Raw genomic sequence first — 15,882 nt, 5'->3', positions numbered from 1 at the left:
GCTCAGATGATATCCTTGTCCTGCGAACATGACTTGCTAAAACACATAGAAAAAGGCTAAGAGACATAAGTTCTAGCCTTGCTTTTTATTAGAAATAGAATCTTAGCGCAGTAGCCGATGGCTCAAAGCACTGCTTTGAAGTTGCAGATTGAATTTGCGAAGCGAGTCACAACTTTGTTCGTCTTTAGACTCCAAAAAGCTGCTAATCATCCTCACAGTCACACCGCCTCTTGCTGGCATTGGGGGCATAGTCCATAGACAGTCGTTTGGCTTTGGGTGATGTGGTAGCCAGTCTGCACTTCAGCCTCATGCTTCACATCTGGAAGTTCCAGCTCCATATCAGCGATACGGCCGCATTTTTCACAGATGACATTGAGATGCTGATGGCCCATAAAGTCAAAGTAGGTCGTCGTATCATTGCGAACCTTGAGCTCAGCGACAAAACCCTCATCAATCAGAACCTTGAGATTATTATAGACTGTTGCCAGACTCATATTAGGAAAATTCGGCTTCAAGTCCTGATATATCATTTCAGCGCTAGGATGGTCATGACTTTGGATAATATAGTCAATCACCGCCTTCCGCGTTTCTGTAATGCGCACGCCCTTAGCGCGCAAATGGCCAATTACTTGGTCAAAGTCATGCTGATGTTCTTGTTTCATTATTTACTCCGTTATAGCCTCTCATCTAAGTCATTACCATTATACCATGACTAGGCTTACTTGGCTATTAAGAATGATTGTAAATAAGACCTAAAATTTTTTAATTCTATCAGTGCCTTGATTTTCCTGCCAAAAATAAAAAGCCTGCTATTTCCAACAAAAGTTGAGATAACAGACTTTTCATATATTCTAGATTTTCAAAGCTTTTTACTAACGCTTGGTCTTAGTCACACTGACGTTTGGTCAAGCCAACTGCTCCTCCAAGAGTCAAGAATCCAAGAATCAGCATCCAGATAGATGTATCTTGGCCGGTCTTAGGCAGAATTCGTTTCTTGCCAATCTCTTTAACTTGAGCATCTACAAGCAAGCGGTTGGTTACATTCATGCCTTCAGCTTGATTGCTGTAGCCTTCCACTTCGTCCTCGCGGACACTATAGATGATTTCTTTTCCATCCTTGAAGCGTGGCAGATTTTCAAAGCTGTATTTCCAGCCCATCGCCTCATCAACAGTTACGCTGATGCCTGTATCCTGTCCATCTGCGAGTAAGTGAACAAGGACACTCTTTGGTCGGCGACCTGCAGCGTTATCATTGTCAATCCAGATCACACTGCCAGTAAGCGTAGTTGAGTCAGATGCGAAAGTCCAAGTACCGACAAAGTGAACATCTGCACCATTAATAGTTGCTTCGTTCTTGTCATATGACTGGAAGCTCCAGCTGCCATCGGCTGTCTTCACTTCCGTCTTGACTGGCTGTGTTGGAGTAGCTTTAGTACCATCTGACAAGTTTGCTTGGTCGCTTGGAAGTATATCTTTCACTGCTTGCGGCAATTCTTTACCTGCTGTTCCACTAACGAACTCGTGAGTAGCCTTATAAGTTGGCGCTGGAGTAAAGTCCCATGTTCCAACAAAGCGAGCGTCCGCTCCATTGATAGTCTCTTCTGCCTTATCGTAAGACTTAAAGGTCCATGTACCTTCGGTTGTTTTCACTTCTGTCTTTGATGGCTGGGTTGGAGTGGCCTTAGTGCCGTCTGCCAAATCAGATTTATCGCTTGGAAGCAAAGCTTTCACTTCTTGTGGCAATTCTTTACCTGCTGTACCGCTGACAAATTCATGTGTAGCCTTGTAGGTTGGTGCCGGACTAGGCTTCGCCACAAACGTCCAAGTTCCAACAAATTTAGCATCTGCACCATTAATAGTTGCTTCGTTCTTGTCATATGACTGGAAGCTCCAAGTGCCATCAGATGTTTCAACTTCTGTCTTGACTGGTTGTGTCGGAGTGGTCTTAGTGCCGTCGGCCAAATCAGACTTGTCGGCCGGAAGTAAATCTTTCACTGCTTGTGGCAATTCCTTACCTGCTGTTCCACTGACAAATTCATGTGTAGACTTGTAAGTTGGTACTGGACTAGGCTTCGCCGCAAACGTCCAAGTGCCAACAAATTTAGCGTCTGCACCATTAATGGTTGCTTCGTTCTTGTCATATGATTGGAAGCTCCAGCTGCCATCAGATGTTTCAACTTCTATCTTCACTGGCTGTGTTGGAGTGGTCTTAGTGCCATCTGCTAAATCAGGCTTGTCGGATGGAAGCAAGGATTTCACTTCTTGTGGCAATTCCTTACCTGCTGTGCCACTAACGAACTCGTGAGTTGCCTTATAGGTTGGAGCTGGAGTAAAGTCCCATGTACCAACAAAATGCGCATCTGCTCCATTAATGGTCTCTTCGTTCTTATCGTATGACTTAAAGGTCCAAGTGCCATCAGCGGCCTTCACTTCTGTCTTCACTGGCTGCGTTGAAGTAGCTCTCGTACCGTCGGCCAAATCAGGCTTGTCTGCTGGAAGCAAATCCTTCACTGCTTGTGGTAAGTCTTTACCAGCTGTACCACTAACAAACTCGTGGGTAGCCTTATAGGTTGGCGCTGGAGTAAAGTCCCAAGTGCCGACAAAGTGAGCGTCCGCTCCATTGATAGTTTCTTCAGCCTTATCGTAAGACTTGAAGATCCAAGTGCCATCAGCGGTCTTCACTTCCGTCTTGACTGGTTGTGTTGGAGTAGCCTTGGTGCCATCTGCCAAATCAGATTTATCGCTTGGAAGCAAATCTTTCACTGCTTGTGGCAATTCCTTACCTGCTGTACCACTGACGAACTCATGGGTCACCTTATAAGTTGGCGCTGGTGTAAAGTCCCAAGTGCCGACAAAGTGAGCGTCCGCTCCATTGATAGTTTCTTCTGCCTTGTCGTAAGACTTGAAGGTCCAAGTACCATCAGCGGTCTTCACTTCTGTCTTCATCGGCTGGGTTGGAGTGGCCTTAGTGCCATCTGCTAAATCAGGCTTTTCGGATGGAAGCAAGGATTTCACTTCTTGTGGCAATTCCTTACCTGCTGTACCACTAACGAACTCGTGTGTCGTCTTATAAGTTGGATTTGGGGTGAATTCCCAGGTACCAACAAAGTGCGCATCTGCTCCGTTAATCGTCTCTTCTGCCTTGTCGTAAGACTTAAAGGTCCAAGTGCCATCGGCGGTCTGCACTTCCGTCTTAGCCGGTTGTGTCGGCGTGGCCTTAGTGCCATTCTCCAGATTCTTTTCTGTTTCTGGTGTTAGGTCTTTGATTTCCTGCGGGAGTTCCTTACCAGCAGTGCCACTGACAAATTCATGTTTCTTTTCATAGAGCAAGTCAGTAGTAACTTGATTAGATGGTGCTGAAAGATTATCTACTTTTAAAGTCACGGTATTTGCAATCGTTGCAGCACCCTTTTCTGCTACCTTTTGATTGGTTGCAGTCTTGTAGGTAATGACAATATCCTGAGAAGAATTTGCTTTAACATACTCCGGTGTCATCTTGACCATAACGGTCTGACCTTTCTTTTCAATCGTGTAATCACGACCTTCCTGCAAGGCATTACCGCCAGCCTCAACCTTGAGCTCCTTGTAATCCAGACGCTCGTCAAAGGTTTCAGTCATCTCAATAGTAGTCGGGGTAGCCAAAATATCCTTACCAGGAACTGGAATCTTGAAGGTTCCCTTATAAGTCACCTCTTGACCTTCCTTAGCTGGAATCTTAACTGGATCCACTTCTAAGACTGGCTTGGGATCAACTTTTTCAATATAAAGACCAAAGACTGCCGAGCAAGCTTCTGTTGATAAATAACCGAAATTCAACGTGTTATCTGCAGAACGAACGGCCAAACCAGAGATGTTGTTTTCATTAGCAGCACCGCTAGTTGAAGTCGTCGCTTCCCAAATTGTCCGACCGCTCTGATCTGTTTGATTCAAAGCATTGGCATTGTTCATCAAGCGCTTATCAACAGCATTTTTATAATCATTAATATAGAAAGACTCTTTTAGACCAAAGCCGTCAACCACATCAATGTCTGTCGGTTTCATAACCAACTTCAAATCTGTATCCGAACCATCCGCATAACGTAGCTCTGCTGTAACATCAGCCTCCACCCAGAAAGCTTTGTTCATAATGTTATTATGGGCAGCATCCACATATGGGATATTCCCAATCTCAAAAGCGCTTCTCTCCCACAACTCTGAAATAGAGAAAAATTCAACTGCATTTTTTTGAGCATCATTCATCTGAGCTTCTGCTGTAGATGAGTTCAGATAGTGGAGTGTTACCTTATTAAAAGTCAGATAGGCATCTACTTGTTTTCCATAAGCCGTTCCAACATTAGAGAACTTAAGAGAAAGCGGCTTATTAAAGACCTGATCTGCTTTTTGAGACTTGTCTACTTTGATGGTGAAATTTTCCATTTCTCCAGGATAAACTGCTCCCAGATACTCATAATTTGGATTAGTCAAATGAACCTGTTCAATCGCCTCTGACTTAGAAAGAACACTGACATTGTTAACATTCAAATCAAACTTATGAATATTCAACTTGGACAAATCCGTTCCATCCTTCAGCTCCTCCAAGGCAGACAAGGTCTGCATGGGGAGTAGAAAGATTGAAAAAAGCACGACAAACAATCCCATCAGCAGGCGAAATTTGCTGCCATAAGGATTAACAGGGCGCAGTGAGCCCTGAAGTGGTTTCCATTTCATTTCTTACCTCCTAAACTTTTTCAATGATCTCGCAATCATTACACAAAAAGAAATGTTCCCTTCATTTTATCATAAACACCTATGATTTAAAAGCACTTTTGCTAAAATTTTAAACTTTTTATTTTAAGTCTTTAAAAATGTTTGTCCTTTATCATTCTCTTTTGATTAGAGACAATTTCCTTCACTTTACTGCAAAATAAAAACTCCAAGAAAGTTCATAAATCAACTTTCTAGAAGCACCTAAATATTTTATTGAGCTCAAGAATTGAGAGCAAAAAGAAAAACCTGACATACTCGCCAGAGGCAAGTGTATCAGGCTTTATTAATCAAAATTATTTTACAGCGTCTTTAAGAGCTTTACCTGCTTTGAAAGCTGGTACCTTAGAAGCTGCGATTTTGATTTCTTTACCAGTTTGAGGGTTGCGACCTTTACGTGCTGCACGCTCACGAACTTCAAAGTTACCAAAACCGATAAGTTGAACTTTTTCACCTTTTGAAAGGTACTCAGTTACAGCTGCGAATACAGCGTCAACTGCTGCTGCTGAATCTTTTTTAGTCAATTCTGTAGCTTCTGCTACTTTTGCGATCAAATCTTGTTTGTTAGCCATTTAACAAATCCTCCAAATTTTTTCTGGGTTAATAACCCTAACAAATATTATCATATCTAAAAAAAGCATTCAGGTCAAGTACTAAACCGCTATTTTCTAAATTATTATGGTTTTATTCGTAACGAATCAGCACAGCCCAAGCATTTTCCCCAGTATGCGTCTGAATAATAGACCCTGTTTCCAGCACTGAAATAGGTTTCTTGACATACGGCTGTAAACTTTCCTTCATTTCTAGCGCCAATTCTGGACTGCCTGCATAGGAAATTCCAATTTCAGCCACTTGCTTGTTTTGCAGACTTACTGTCAAATCATCCAGCCATTTCTTAAAAGTCTTAGCGCCCCTTCCCTTGACAATGGGCTCCAGCTGATGGTCCTTCATTTGCATGATAACTCGGATATTGAGCAGGGAGCTAATCAGACCAGAAACTCGGCCTATACGGCCCCCTTTAACCAGATTTTCTAAGGTAGAGAGACCGATATAGAGCTCTGTCTTTTCCTTTACTTCCTCAATTTTAGCTAAAATCTCCTCCAGGCTAGCTCCTTCCTTGGCCAGTTTAGCTGCTTCGGTGACTTGGAACTTCATAGCCTGATCAGTAAAAGAGCTGTCAACAACCGTCACATCAGCATTAGCCAAAGTCGCTCCTTGACGGGCTGCTTCGACAGTCCCTGACAAGGCGTGAGACATGTGAATGGAGATAATCTGCGCTCCATCCCCTGCCAAGTGCTCAAAAACATCAGCAAAGACTCCGACGGGCGGCTGGCTGGTTTTAGGAAGATTGCGACTAGACTGCATAAGACGAAGGAACTCACCTTCCTCTAGGTCTGCATCCGAATAGACCACCCCGTCCACCATAACAGAGAGAGGCACAATTGTAATGTCTAATTCCTTAGCAACCTCCGGTTCAATGGTTACGGATGAGTCAGTTACGATTTTTATTTTTGTCATAGATTTCCTACTCTGTATCTAAATTTTAACTTGTTATTACACTACATTATACCAAATTTTTATGGTTTTGTGGGGGAATATTCGCTAAAATCACAGCTCAGGCCAAGCGTTTCCTAAATTTAATCTGCCTGTTTTAGATTTTTAATCCTTTTGCGCTTCTTTAAAATTAGATGAAAAAGTGTTTACATGCAGCTTTTTTAGCTTTATTGGGGAAAATTTTGGGAAAAAGCTGGTTTTCAAAGAGAAACTCAGCAAAAAAAGATTGGGAAAATCCAATCTTTTTTCAGTCTTCAGCTACAAAACCATCATTTTTTATGGCATACTGCTCTATGATGCCATTATGGCCAAAGAGAACTCCGTGGAGGACTCCGCCATAGACAGCTCCGCCATCCATGCCAATCTTGCCATCCTCAGTCATCCATAGCTGATCAGTTCCCGGTGCCTCATGCAAGAGGTAAAATGTCGGTGTATGGCCAAAGACAATCGTTTTGCCAGTCTGATTACTGCCTTCGTGAAAAGGAGCGCGAATCCAAACTTTTTGATAATCACTGGTCTCTCGCCAGTCTTTCAGCTCCAAATCTAGACCAGCATGAACAAAAATGTACTGTTCCGTCTCCAATAGGAAAGGCATCTGGCGAATAAAATCTACTAAATTGGCCGCCTCCGTCTTGACACGTTCCGCGTCTGCTACTCCATCTACAGGAGCATTGAGAGGTCGACCTAAAAGCGAATTAATCGTCGTATCTCCGCCATTACGCCGGTAGTGGTCATAAGACTTTTCAGGATTGTCCAGCCAGGTCAGAAACATATACTCATGATTGCCAGACAGACAAACAGCTCCTTTCTGATCTACTAAATTCTTGACCCGCTCCAAAACTGCTCGGCTGTCCTCGCCTCGATCGATCAAGTCGCCTAGAAAGACTAGTTGGCTGCGACCGTCCCAGTGCTGGAGCAGCTCATCTAGCATACTAGCCTTACCATGGACATCACCGATTGTAAAATATTCTGTCATATGCGCCACCTCCTAAAGGAGACCGAAACACTAGTGTCTCAGCCTCGCTTGTTTATTTTTTTAATAATTCTCTGGCTTGAGTCAAAGCAGCCTCCGTCACATCTTCACCAGCCAGCATCTTAGCGACTTCCTGAACACGCTCGTCAGCCGTCAGCAGGCGAACCGTTGAGACGGTCGAATTCTCATCCGAAATCTTCTCAATAAAGAACTGATAATCGGCAATCGCAATGACCTGCGGAAGATGGGAAATTGCCAAGACTTGGCCATTGGAGCCAATCTTGTGAATCTTCTGAGCAATAGCTTGGGCCACTCGGCCAGAAACGCCCGTATCCACTTCATCAAAGACAATGCTGGTCTTGCCTTCCTTACGAGAAAAGGCCGACTTGATAGCCAACATGAGACGGGAGAGCTCGCCACCAGACGCAACCTTCACCAGAGGTTTGAAATCCTCGCCCGGATTGGCTGAGATGTAGAACTCTACTTGCTCATTGCCTTCACGGTTGAACTTGCCCTTACTGAACTGCACTTTAAAGCGCGCCTTTTCCATGTAGAGGTCCTGCAACTCTTGCTTGATTTCTGCTTCCAGCTGGGCTGCTAGGCCATGACGAGCCTGACTCAGCTCCTGGGCCAGCTCTACCAGCTCTCTCTCCAAGGCCTTCAGCTCTCGGTCCATATCCTCTGAGGACAAGTTACTTCCAGTTAAAAGGCTGTATTCTTTAGAAATCTGAGCAAAGTAATCTAGCACATCATCTACTTGGCCGCCGTATTTACGTGTGATGCTGTTAATCAAGTCTAGGCGACTCTCCACCTGCAGCAGCCGATCTCCGTCAAAGTCCAGTCCATCTAAAATATCCTCTAAGCGCTTGCTGACATCTTCCAAGACATAATAAGTCTCCGACAAACTGCCGGAAAGCTCCTTGTAGGCTGGATCGTAATCTTCAATAGACTCAAGATCATTCATAGCTGAGCGGACATTGGTCAGACTGGAAAAGTCTTCATTATCCAGCATGGTATAGGCGTTCGTCAGCGTATCGGCAATAAGCTTGTGGTTGAGCAGACGATCTCGTTCCTGATGTAGGGCAGTATCTTCACCACTTTTGAGGGCTGCGCTCTCAATCTCCGCCATCTGAAACTCCAGCATCTCAATTCTGGCCTTATGCTCCTGCTGATTTTTCTGCAAAGTCAGGACTTGCTTGCGTAGGCTTCGATAGCGGTCAAAGGTTTCCTGATAGCGGCCTTTGAGATGCAAAAAGTCTGCTGTTCCGAACTCATCTAGCATGGCAATATGAAGCTGGGGTCTCATCAGTTCTTCCTGATCATGCTGACCATGGATATCCACCAAGTGCTGGCCAACAGCCTTTAGAACAGACAAATTAACCATCTGGCCATTGATACGGCTGACACTGCGGCCGTTTTGCAGAATTTCTCGACGGATAATCAGCTCGTCGGTCAACTCCCAGCCCTGCTCCTCAAAAATCTCTCGCAAAGCTCTGCTATTTTCCAGCGAAAAAAGTCCCTCTATCTCGGCTTTGGGTGCCCCATGACGAATAACATCCGTCGTAGCACGGCTGCCCAGCATCATGTTCATCGCATCAATAATAATAGACTTGCCAGCTCCGGTTTCCCCGGTCAACACGGTCATACCTTGCTCAAAATTAAGGGAAATCTCCTCAATAATGGCAAAATTTTTAATCGAAATTTCTAATAACATAGGCTTTCCTACCAATGGTGAATGATGGTTGCAACCCTTGCAGCTGCTTCCTCTGTCATCATAACCATCAAAATACTGTCGTTGTCTGCCAAGATACTGAAAATATCTTCAGCAAATTCATTTCTAAGATGGCGCTTGACCAGTGCTGTGCTCCCCGGCACCAGACTGAGATTGATCATATTTCCCAAGACCTGACAGGACAGGACGTTATTTTCAGCCAAGCCCAGACTGCTGGTCATGGTCTTAGGCAGCTCGTAGATATAGGTGTTATCCTTGAGCGGTATCTTAACAATCCCCAGCTCCTTGATATCCCTAGAGACCGTAGCCTGCGTCGCTGTAATCCCAGATTCCCTGAGATATTCTACAATTTCCTCCTGTGTGCCAATGTCATAGTCACTGACAAAGCGTCTAATCTTTTCTAATCTATCCTTCTTATTCATCCTTAAATTCCTTGTGTGCTGCCTCTACGACAGCTATCATCATAGCTGAATCAAGAGACTGCGGCTCTGTGCTCTTTTCTAAATAGGCCAGAAATTCCACATTGCCCTGACCTCCCTGAATAGGCGAAAAATCCAGTCCCCTAACAGAAAATCCAGCTTCCATCATAAATGCTATGACCTTTTCCAGAACTGCCAGATGGACCTTTTTATCCTTGACAATTCCTTTTTTCCCAATCTGCTCGCGGCCCGCTTCGAACTGGGGCTTGATCAATGCAACCACTTGGCCATCCCGAGCCAAAATCTCATGCAGAGCCGGCAAAATCAAACTCAGCGATATAAAGCTGACGTCAATACTGGCAAAGCTCGGCTCCTGCTCAAAGTCAGTCCTTTGGGCATAGCGAAAATTATACTGCTCCATGCTGACAACCCGCTCATCCTGTCTGAGCTTCCAAGCCAGTTGATTGGTTCCTACATCTACCGCATAGACCAGCTTAGCTCCGTATTGCAGCATGACATCTGTAAAACCGCCGGTTGAAGCTCCGATATCCAAGGTCACTCGGTCAGTGACCGAAATATCAAAGACTTGCAAAGCCTTTTCTAGCTTGAGGCCGCCTCGGCTGACATATCTGAGTTTCTCACCTTTTAAGCGCAGCTCTGTGGCCGTGTCAATCTTTTCACCCGGCTTGTCAAAGCGCTGGCCATTGGCCGCAGCAATGACCAGTCCAGCCATTACACCACGCTTAGCCTGCTCTCTTGTCTCAAAAAGCCCTTGTCTGTAGGCCAGCACATCCACTCTTTCCTTAGCCATTCAATCTCAAACTTTCTATTATCTTTTGAATTTCTCCGCCTGAAAACTCTGTCTTTTCTTCCAAGCCTGTCAGAATGTCCACAGCTTCATCAAGGGTCTGATTGAAAAAGTTCTTAGCTCCGTCCAGTCCCAGAAAAGCTGGATAAGTCGACTTGGCCGCAGCTAAATCTTTCTGCGGGGTTTTACCCAGCTCTTCAAAGCTGGCTGTCACATCCAAAATATCATCCCGCACTTGAAAGGCCAGCCCTAAGAGCTCTCCAATCCTACGAAGTTTGTCCTGAACAAAATACTCGACCTCCGCAATCAAACCAGCTGCGACAAAAGGATAGGTCAGTAGCTTACCAGTCTTATTGGCATGGATGGTTTTTAAATCTTCTAAACTAATTGCTTGGCCTTCGCCTTGCATGTCCAGCACTTGTCCTGCGACCATACCGAAGCTCCCTGCCGCCAGAGACAACTCAGAAATCAAGTCCACCTTGACCTGACTAGGCAGCTCGGCCCTTGCCAATAGTCCATAGGGGTCCAAAAAGAGAGAATCGCCCGCTAAAATAGCCATATCCTCTCCAAACTTCTTATGGCTAGTCAAGCGACCGCGACGATAGTCGTCATCATCCATAGCCGGCAAATCATCATGGATAAGGCTGCCAGTGTGAATCATCTCAAGAGCAGAGGCGACCTGATAGTGAGCCTCAGTCAGCTCAAGATCAAAAGCTTGAATCAATTCCAATAGCAGTAAGGGACGAATCCGCTTGCCGCCTGCCTGCACCGAGTACAAAATAACTTCTGATAAATCCGACGACACTTGCTGAGATTTATAAAAATCCGCAATCATCAGACCAATCTTTTCCAGTTTCTCGTTTCTTGTCATTCCATTTCCGTTTCTGTGCCGTCTGCCTGCATGACCTTAACTAAGGTCTTTTCTGCCTTGTCTAGACTAGCCTGGAGTTCCTTTGAAAGCTTCATTCCCTTTTGAAATTCCGCAATCGCCTCTTCCAGCGCTACATCACCATTTTCCAGCTTTTGGACAATGACTTCCAAGTCTGCTAAGTTTTCTTCAAATTTCTTTTCTTTGGACATGTTTTACCTCTACTTCCAGCTGCCCATCCCGCATAAGCAGGGTCAGCTCATCTTTTTCTTCAATGCATGCACTTGATTCGACAACCTTTTGATTCTTTTGGACAATAGCATAGCCACGCGCCACGATTCGACTGGTATCCAGCATAAGCAAGGCCTCAGACAATCTCCTGACTTGAGCCACCTTGTTATCATAAATGACCGCCATGTTGCTGCGCAGCAAACGCTCCAGCTGGGCAGTCTGCTCTTGAAAACGCTGAACGCGACTGAGCGGATTCAATGCCTCCAAACGATGCTGTAAGATTTTGACCCGCTGTTGCTCTTCACTATAATATTCGCGAATTTTTTGCTTAAGTTGCAGGTTGAGCTGGTCTAACTTCTGCAGATGGCCATCGTAAAGCCGCTCTGGCTGTCGGAAGATAACCGACTGGGTTAGCTTATTCAGGCGCTCGCGATAATAGGTCAGGCGATTGGACATCGCTCGTGACATGCGGTTTTCCTGCTGCTGCAAATGTCCCAGCAGGTCCAGCTTGGTGACCGGTGTTGCTAGCTCAGCCGCAGCTGTCGGAGTCGCAGCCCTGCGATCTGCTACAAAGTCCGCCAAAGTCGTATCTGTCTCATGGCCGACACTAGAAATAACAGGAATCCGAGACTCAAAAATAGCCCGAACTGTTTCCTCTTCGTTGAAAGCCCAGAGATCTTCGATAGAACCGCCGCCTCGACCAATAATCAGCACATCCAAATCGGACCGCTCATTGGCCAGTCTAATGTGGTCAGCAACCTGAGCTGCAGCCCCAACTCCCTGCACTTTTGTCGGATAAAGGACAATCTCCACTCCCGGAAAGCGACGGCTGACCGTCGTGATAATATCCCGAATGACCGCTCCGCTGGGACTGGTTACAACACCGATTTTCTTAGGAAATTGGGGCAAGGCTTGCTTGAATTTATCTTGAAAAAGCCCTTCTTCTCCCAGTTTTTTCTTGAGCTGTTCAAACTGGATAGCCAAGGCACCGATACCATCCGGCTCTGCCTTTTCAATGATAATAGAATAGGAACCGCTCGGCTCATAGAGCTGCACCCGGCCGATGACATTGATTTTCATGCCTTCTTCCAGCTCAAAGCCTAGCTTCTGGTAGACACCAGACCAAATCGTGACCTGAATGACGGCCTTCTCATCTTTCAATGAAAAATACTGATGATTAGGACGCCGGCGGAAATTGGACACTTGGCCAGTCAGATAGACCCGCTCCAAATAAGGATCCCGCTCAAACTTCATCTTCAGATACTTGGTCAAGGTCGAAACCGACAAATACTCTGGCATGTCCTTTTCCTTTCATTTCTAGTTTTTCCGTAACTTTTATTATAACAAAAAACTGCATAAAAAACCGATTACAAAGTCTAAAAATCCCCTGAAAAGCTAGAAAAAAACTGGGCTTCCACAAAAGAAACCCAGCTGACTTAAAACCTAAGAAAAAGTCTACTGACTCATCTCCTTCATCCACCTTGGAATAGCTCTGCTGATTGCCGTTGGTAGGACGACATAAGCTTCCTGACCCAATTTATCAGCGATAAGGGAATGAAGAAGGGTTGCAGCCGCCACTCGCTCAAAGAGACTGCTTGACTTGAACTGTCCAGCAAAAGCAGCAATCATACCAGCCAGCGTATCCCCCATGCCGCCAGTTGCCTGATAAGCTCCGCCTACTGTCAGCTCAAAGACCTGCTCTTGTCCGCTTTGATAGATGGTCGTTCCATGCTTTTTCTGCACGACAATACTGCCTAGAGGCAGCTGATTGACCGCCGCCTGATTGGCTGCTGCTGTCTGATCTGACAAGCTCAAACCCGATAAGCCTTCCCACTCCTTTTGGTGAGGAGTAAAAACTGTTTGGGATTTTGGAAATGGCAAAGCTGCTTTGCTAAAGAGAGAAATGGCTCCGCCATCCATTATTAGTATCTGCTGTTCTGCCACAGTCTGTACTACCTTTTGTAGGATATCTAGACCTAGTTGATTCTCTGCTAGGCCTGGACCAATCAAGACTAGATCTGATTTAGCCAACTGCTCTGTCAATCGGTCTTGCTCCTCTATGTCAAAGGCCATAGCCTCTGGTAAATGACTGTGCAGAGGGGCGATATTTTCTCTGTCTGTAGCAACAGTCACCAGACCGGCCCCACTATTGACTGCTGCCAAAGCTGCCATGATAATGGCGCCCCCATAAGGATAGGTCCCCCCAATCAATAAGAGACGGCCGTAGTCGCCCTTGTGACTATCCAAGGGACGTTCCCTAATGACCCTTTTTAAAACATTTTCAGCATTTTTTACCATGATATTCTCCTAGACCAACTTTATCCTGCACTTCAAACCTATCTTCATTATACACCAAAAGGCACCTAAACAGATGCCCCGTATCATAAGAAAGTTATTTTTCCCGAAAATCTGCAAATTTTTGTAAGATTCTTGCTGCAACTGCCTTGGGTAAATTTTCCTGAAAAGCGACCTGCTCATCCGCATAATCGCTCAAGCCTGGGAAATCACCAACCTGCACAGCGTAGAGAGAATTCTTAAAGAGCTGGATATCATTTTGATCATTACCAAAAGCTACATAATCCGAACCGCAGAGTTCCTTTACAGTTGAAGCTTTATTGGTTTCAGCCGGATTGACATAAAAACATTTCTCATGCTCATGATAGTCTAGACTTAGATTAGGCAAGCTTGCAAAACGAGCCTGTACATCATCTAAGAGCTGCTCATGATTCCCCATGTAAATAACGACCTTAATAGGATGCTGGAGTTCAGTCAGTTCCAGCCGTCTTGCCCGCTTGAGAGGATCTACACTGGCAATAAAAGGGATTTTTTCTAAAATCTGGCCGCTGTAGTCAAAAGTATTATCAACGAAAAAAGGCAAATTATAGGTCAAACAAGTATCTAGAATGGCTTGATAACTCGACTGATGCAGCTGACGCTCAAACATCAGCTGTCCATTCTGATAAGCTACTCCGCCGTTCAGGCCAATCACTATCTGCTGACTCAATTCCGGACCTAATAGTCCCAGACAATCTCGATAGGAACGCGCCGAAGCAAACAGAACTTCATGCCCAAACTGAGGAGCCGTCAGCAGGACCTGCTTAATCTCCTCATCAATCGTCATATAATCAAAGGACAAGGTCCCATCCAAATCAAAAACAAATTTCATGATTCAAGACTCCGTTTAAAGGCCTGGTAGGTCTGCTCCATCAGCATGGTAATAGTCATAGGCCCAACGCCTCCAGGTACAGGGGTAATCAGGCTGGCAAGTTCAGACACTTCATCAAACTTAACATCGCCAATCAGCTTGCCATTTTCATCTCGGTTCATACCGACGTCAATGACGACAGCCCCTTCCTTGACAAAGTCCTTGGTCACAAAATGTCCACGTCCGATAGCCACCACCAAAATATCTGCCCGCTTAGCAGTCTTGGCTAGATTGTGGGTCCGCGAATGTGTCAGAGTTACCGTCGCATTCTTAGCTAAAAGGAGCTGAGCCATGGGCTTACCGACAATATTACTCCGCCCGATGACGACCGCTCGCTTGCCTTCCAGTTCAATGCCATATTCATGGAACATTGCCATAATGCCTGCAGGAGTAGCCGGAATCATAACCGGATGGCCGCTCCATAGCTTGCCCATATTAAGGGGATGAAAGCCATCAACATCCTTGTCTGGATCAATAGCCAGCAGCACAGCTTCATCATCGATATGCTCAGGCAAGGGCAGCTGGACCAAAATGCCATGCCAATCAGGATTTTGATTATAAGTTTCAATCAAGCTCAAGAGCTCTTCTTGGCTAGTTTCTTCTGGCAGACGTTCTACCTTACTCCGAAAGCCAGCAGCCAAGGCTGAGCGCTCTTTATTACGCACGTAGATTTGACTGGCTGGATTATTTCCCACTAGAATCACTACCAAGCCCGGTACCTGACCTGTCTTTTCTTTGAGGCGAGCCGTTTTTTCGGCTAATTTTTTCTGAAGCTTCCCTGCCAAACCTCTACCATCAATAATCTGCGCCATGTCATTCTCATTTCTTTTTCATTATCTTTTTCATTATACCAAAAAAATTTGTGCCCAGCCTATAACTTTTTCTTATATAAGGTTATAAGGTAGGGATTCATTGGCAGCTAGTGGTAAAATTTTCAGCCCTACTGAATCATTTCTATCTCTTTTAAAATAAGATAAAAAGGGTAAAAATAAAAAGCAGCTAAGTGCTTTTTAGTAGAGTAATTCATAAATTTCCATTGCAATCAAATCGATGCTGTCGAAAGTATAGGTTTCACGCGCTGCGACATCACGCAAGGTGAATACAGAGCCGTTTTCTTCATCGTAACTGTAAGCTACTTCTGCTACAACAACTCCTTCACGCTCAAAATTACGTTTCAAATTTCCGCCATCCTTAGCCATAGCTTCTAAGCGGTTGATAATTCTAACTAAATGTGATTCCATTTTGTTTCTCCTATTTACTTAGTTCCCTCTTATTTTACCATAAATAGCGACCGAAATACCACTAAAAGCCAATTTTTTGTAATTTTTCAAGAATTTGTTTTCATTCTG

16 protein-coding genes are annotated in these 15,882 nt (G+C 44.9%); all 16 read right to left on the bottom strand.

Annotated features, from left to right (window positions below):
• Positions 1-218: 218 nt before the first annotated feature.
• The 16 genes from HMPREF1150_RS04700 to HMPREF1150_RS04770 all read right to left on the bottom strand — a co-directional run bounded on the left by HMPREF1150_RS04700 (position 219) and on the right by HMPREF1150_RS04770 (position 15,774).
• A complete protein-coding gene (locus HMPREF1150_RS04700; protein ID WP_002896119.1) occupies positions 219-662 on the bottom strand; it encodes a Fur family transcriptional regulator in 444 nt (147 codons plus the stop codon).
• 223 nt (positions 663-885) lie between these two features.
• Positions 886-4,707, bottom strand: a complete 3,822-nt coding sequence (locus HMPREF1150_RS04705) for an LPXTG-anchored SHIRT domain periscope protein (protein ID WP_009659934.1) — start codon at positions 4,705-4,707, stop codon at positions 886-888.
• 332 nt (positions 4,708-5,039) lie between these two features.
• Entirely contained in the window at positions 5,040-5,315 is a 276-nt protein-coding gene (locus tag HMPREF1150_RS04710; protein ID WP_002896125.1) for an HU family DNA-binding protein, read from the bottom strand.
• Positions 5,316-5,427: 112 nt separating this feature from the next.
• The gene (locus HMPREF1150_RS04715) at positions 5,428-6,261 is read right to left on the bottom strand and encodes a DegV family protein (RefSeq protein WP_002907029.1); all 834 of its coding nucleotides are present in this window, start codon (positions 6,259-6,261) and stop codon (positions 5,428-5,430) included.
• A gap of 283 nt (positions 6,262-6,544) precedes the next feature.
• Positions 6,545-7,273 (bottom strand): metallophosphoesterase, encoded by a 729-nt coding sequence (locus HMPREF1150_RS04720; RefSeq protein WP_002907030.1) that lies wholly within the window; start codon positions 7,271-7,273, stop codon positions 6,545-6,547.
• A gap of 52 nt (positions 7,274-7,325) precedes the next feature.
• Positions 7,326-8,984: a DNA repair protein RecN gene (recN, locus tag HMPREF1150_RS04725; RefSeq protein ID WP_002900883.1), complete on the bottom strand. Its 1,659-nt coding sequence runs from the start codon at positions 8,982-8,984 to the stop codon at positions 7,326-7,328.
• An 8-nt stretch (positions 8,985-8,992) separates the two neighbouring features.
• On the bottom strand, positions 8,993-9,424 hold the full coding sequence (locus tag HMPREF1150_RS04730) for an arginine repressor (RefSeq protein ID WP_002902614.1): 432 nt from the start codon (positions 9,422-9,424) through the stop codon (positions 8,993-8,995).
• Positions 9,417-10,232, bottom strand: a complete 816-nt coding sequence (locus HMPREF1150_RS04735) for a TlyA family RNA methyltransferase (RefSeq protein WP_002907031.1) — start codon at positions 10,230-10,232, stop codon at positions 9,417-9,419. The genes HMPREF1150_RS04730 and HMPREF1150_RS04735 overlap by 8 nt, the downstream gene beginning before the upstream one ends.
• Complete coding sequence (locus tag HMPREF1150_RS04740; protein WP_002907032.1) at positions 10,225-11,100, bottom strand: polyprenyl synthetase family protein; 876 nt, start codon at positions 11,098-11,100, stop codon at positions 10,225-10,227. Before HMPREF1150_RS04740 ends, HMPREF1150_RS04735 begins: the two co-directional genes overlap by 8 nt.
• On the bottom strand, positions 11,097-11,309 hold the full coding sequence (locus tag HMPREF1150_RS04745) for an exodeoxyribonuclease VII small subunit (RefSeq protein WP_002896137.1): 213 nt from the start codon (positions 11,307-11,309) through the stop codon (positions 11,097-11,099). The genes HMPREF1150_RS04740 and HMPREF1150_RS04745 overlap by 4 nt, the downstream gene beginning before the upstream one ends.
• Positions 11,287-12,627, bottom strand: a complete 1,341-nt coding sequence (gene xseA, locus HMPREF1150_RS04750; protein WP_002907033.1) for an exodeoxyribonuclease VII large subunit — start codon at positions 12,625-12,627, stop codon at positions 11,287-11,289. The genes HMPREF1150_RS04745 and xseA overlap by 23 nt, the downstream gene beginning before the upstream one ends.
• Positions 12,572-12,808 carry a hypothetical protein gene (locus tag HMPREF1150_RS12285; RefSeq protein ID WP_002896141.1) on the bottom strand — a complete coding sequence of 79 codons (237 nt, stop codon included), beginning with the start codon at positions 12,806-12,808 and terminating at the stop codon, positions 12,572-12,574. The genes xseA and HMPREF1150_RS12285 overlap by 56 nt, the downstream gene beginning before the upstream one ends.
• Positions 12,784-13,626 carry an NAD(P)H-hydrate dehydratase gene (locus HMPREF1150_RS04755; RefSeq protein WP_002907034.1) on the bottom strand — a complete coding sequence of 281 codons (843 nt, stop codon included), beginning with the start codon at positions 13,624-13,626 and terminating at the stop codon, positions 12,784-12,786. The genes HMPREF1150_RS12285 and HMPREF1150_RS04755 overlap by 25 nt, the downstream gene beginning before the upstream one ends.
• A 94-nt stretch (positions 13,627-13,720) precedes the next feature.
• The gene (locus HMPREF1150_RS04760; protein ID WP_002907035.1) at positions 13,721-14,494 is read right to left on the bottom strand and encodes an HAD hydrolase family protein; all 774 of its coding nucleotides are present in this window, start codon (positions 14,492-14,494) and stop codon (positions 13,721-13,723) included.
• Positions 14,491-15,345, bottom strand: coding sequence for a bifunctional methylenetetrahydrofolate dehydrogenase/methenyltetrahydrofolate cyclohydrolase (locus HMPREF1150_RS04765; RefSeq protein WP_009659972.1), 855 nt, complete (start codon positions 15,343-15,345; stop codon positions 14,491-14,493). The genes HMPREF1150_RS04760 and HMPREF1150_RS04765 overlap by 4 nt, the downstream gene beginning before the upstream one ends.
• A gap of 198 nt (positions 15,346-15,543) precedes the next feature.
• Positions 15,544-15,774 (bottom strand): DUF1797 family protein, encoded by a 231-nt coding sequence (locus HMPREF1150_RS04770; protein ID WP_002896146.1) that lies wholly within the window; start codon positions 15,772-15,774, stop codon positions 15,544-15,546.
• Positions 15,775-15,882 lie beyond the last annotated feature (108 nt).

Source organism: Streptococcus sp. AS14 (assembly GCF_000286495.1).
Lineage (GTDB): Bacteria > Bacillota > Bacilli > Lactobacillales > Streptococcaceae > Streptococcus > Streptococcus sanguinis_P.
This window is presented reverse-complemented; position numbering and strand designations above follow the sequence as displayed.